The sequence below is a fragment of the Citricoccus sp. genome (assembly GCF_035445025.1).
Taxonomy (GTDB): Bacteria; Actinomycetota; Actinomycetes; order Actinomycetales; family Micrococcaceae; genus Citricoccus.
In genome coordinates this window covers 1-2,528 of the sequence record NZ_DAOMPX010000103.1, presented here as the reverse complement: position 1 = coordinate 2,528, position 2,528 = coordinate 1, and the positions used below count along the sequence as shown (strand labels likewise).

Annotated in this window: 3 protein-coding genes; all 3 read left to right on the top strand. The window is 70.6% G+C overall.

All coding sequences use genetic code 11. The features are described from left to right. On the top strand, positions 1–348 hold a 348-nt coding region (locus PLJ28_RS14885), incomplete at its 5' end, for a Bug family tripartite tricarboxylate transporter substrate binding protein (protein WP_324590339.1). 2 nt (positions 349–350) lie between these two features. Beyond that, on the top strand, positions 351–1,088 hold the full coding sequence (locus PLJ28_RS14880; protein WP_183529460.1) for a tripartite tricarboxylate transporter TctB family protein: 738 nt from the start codon (positions 351–353) through the stop codon (positions 1,086–1,088). A 1-nt stretch (position 1,089) separates the two neighbouring features. Further along, a partial coding sequence (locus PLJ28_RS14875; RefSeq protein WP_324590338.1) for a tripartite tricarboxylate transporter permease occupies positions 1,090–2,528 on the top strand: 1,439 nt, incomplete at its 3' end.

Genomic DNA, 2,528 nt, shown 5'->3' with positions numbered 1-2,528 from the left:
TCCGGCTACAACGAGGTGGCCGACCAGATCGACGCCGGCATGCTGCGGGCCCTGGCCGTCTCCTCCGCGGAGCGCCTGCCCGGGGTGGACGTGCCCACCTTCACCGAACAGGGCGTGGACGCCGTCATGGCGAACTGGCGCGGCCTGGCCGCGGCCCCCGGCGTGGAGGGCGAGCAACTGCAGGAACTGCAGGACATCGTGGCCGAGTACCGGCAGACCGATCAGTGGCAGGACGCGTTGCAGCGCAACGCCTGGACGGACAGCTACATGGTGGGCGAGGAGTTCGAGGCCTTCCTCGACGAGGAGATCGCCCGCACCGAAGACATCGTGGAAGGACTCGGACTGTGAGCATGCAGATCAAGCCCTCGTCCCTGTCGGACGAGACGTACGCCCCGCGCACCGGGGGCGGCACCGCGGAGGGCGCGGCGTCGGCGTCGGGAACGCCGGAGGGAACCCCGCAGGGCCCGACGCCGGCACGCACCCCCGGTGCCCGGCCTCGCCGGTCCTTCTGGTCCGGGCGCAGCGAGCTGATCATGCCGGTGCTGGTGGCCGGCCTGGCCACCTGGCTGGCCTACGAGACGGCGACCATGACGGTGCTGGGCACCTCGGTGCCGGGACCGCAGTTCTTCCCGACGATCGTGTGCGTGCTGCTGTACGCGGTGGCCGTGGTCCACGCCGTCCAGGTCCTGCGCACCCCGCGGCTGCCGGACCCCACGGACGACGCGGAGAACGCGGACGTCTCCTCGGACCTGCTGGGCGACCTGGCCCACGCCTCCGAGAAGGGGCGCCGGCGGATCGCCGGGCAGAACCCGGACGCCAAACTCCCCAAGGACTGGAAGACCTACACCGACTGGAAAACCGTCGGGCTCGTGGTCGGCGGCATCGCCCTGTTCATCCTGGTGCTGCCGGTGCTGGGCTGGGTGTTCTCCGCCGCCGGACTGTTCTGGATCGTCTGCAAGGCCCTGGGCAGCACGCGCCCCGGGTTCGACGTGGTGGTCTCCCTGGTGTTCGCCGCCGTCATCCAGCTGGCCTTCAATGCCGGCCTCGGACTGAACCTGCCCTCGGGCTTCCTGGAAGGACTGCTCTGACATGGAACAGCTGTCTCTGCTCTTCGAGGGGTTCGGTGCCGCGCTGACCCCGATGAACCTGCTGTGGGTGTTCATCGGCGCCATCCTGGGCACCGCCGTGGGCGTGCTGCCCGGGCTGGGCTCGGCCATGGCCGTGGCGCTGCTGCTGCCGATCACCTTCACCCTGGACCCCACCGCGGCGTTCATCATGTTCGCCGGCGTCTACTTCGGCGGCCTGTTCGGTGACTCCACCGCGGGCATCCTGCTCAACACCCCGGGCAACTCCTCGGCGATCGCCTCCACCTTCGAGGGCCACCGGATGGCCAAGGACGGCCGGGCCGCCAAGGCCCTGGCCACCGCCGCCGTGGGAGCGTTCATCGGCGGGTTGATCGCCACCACGCTCGTCGTGTTCTTCGCCCCCACCCTGGTGAAGATGGCCACCGCCTTCGGCCCGGCCGAGTACTTCGCCCTGGCCGTGTTCGCCTTCCTGGCGATCTCCTCCGTGGTCTCCGAGTCCGTGATCAAGGGCGTGGCCGCCCTGGGCATCGGCCTGGTGCTGGCCATGGTGGGCGTGGACGGGCCCTCGGGCACCGTGCGCTACACCCTGGGTCTGCCCCAGCTGTTCGACGGCATCTCGATCGTGGTCATCACCGTGGGCCTGCTGGCCCTGGGCGAGGTGCTGCACATCGCCGGCAGGATCCACCGGGACCCGTCCGCGACGAAGATCGAGCCCAACGGCCGGGCCCGCCTGGACCGCAGGGACTTCCGCCGGGCCCTGCCGGCCTGGCTGCGCGGCACCGCGTTCGGCGTGCCCTTCGGCATCATCCCCGCCGGCGGCTCCGAGGTCCCGACGTTCCTGGCCTACGGAACGGAGAAGAAGCTGGCCAAGCGCCGCGGTGATGCCGAGTTCGGCACCGTCGGCTCGATCAAGGGCGTGGCCGCCCCGGAGGCCGCCGGTAACGCGACTGCCGGCACCGCGATGGGCGCCCTGCTGGCCCTGGGCCTGCCGACCTCGGCGACGGCGGCGATCATGCTGGCCGCCTTCCAGCAGTACGGCATGCAGCCCGGGCCACTGCTCTTCGAGCGCAGCGGGGACCTGGTGTGGACCCTGCTGGCCTCGCTGTTCATCGGCCTGGTGGTGCTGGTCATCCTCAACATGCAGTTCGCGGTGCTGTGGGCCAAGATGCTCTACATCCCGCGGCACTACCTGTACGCCGGGATCACGGTGCTGTCCATGCTGGGCGTGTACGCGATCAGCTCGGCCACCCTGGACCTGTGGGTGGTGCTGGCCGTGGGCCTGCTCGGGTTCATCATGCGCCGCTACCAGTTCCCGCTGGCCCCCGTGCTGATCGCCGTGGTGCTGGGCCCGCTGGCCGAGACCGAGCTGCGCCGGGCGCTGACCGTGTCCGAGGGGGACCCGTCCATCCTGGTCTCCAGCCCGGTGACGGTGATCCTGTACTC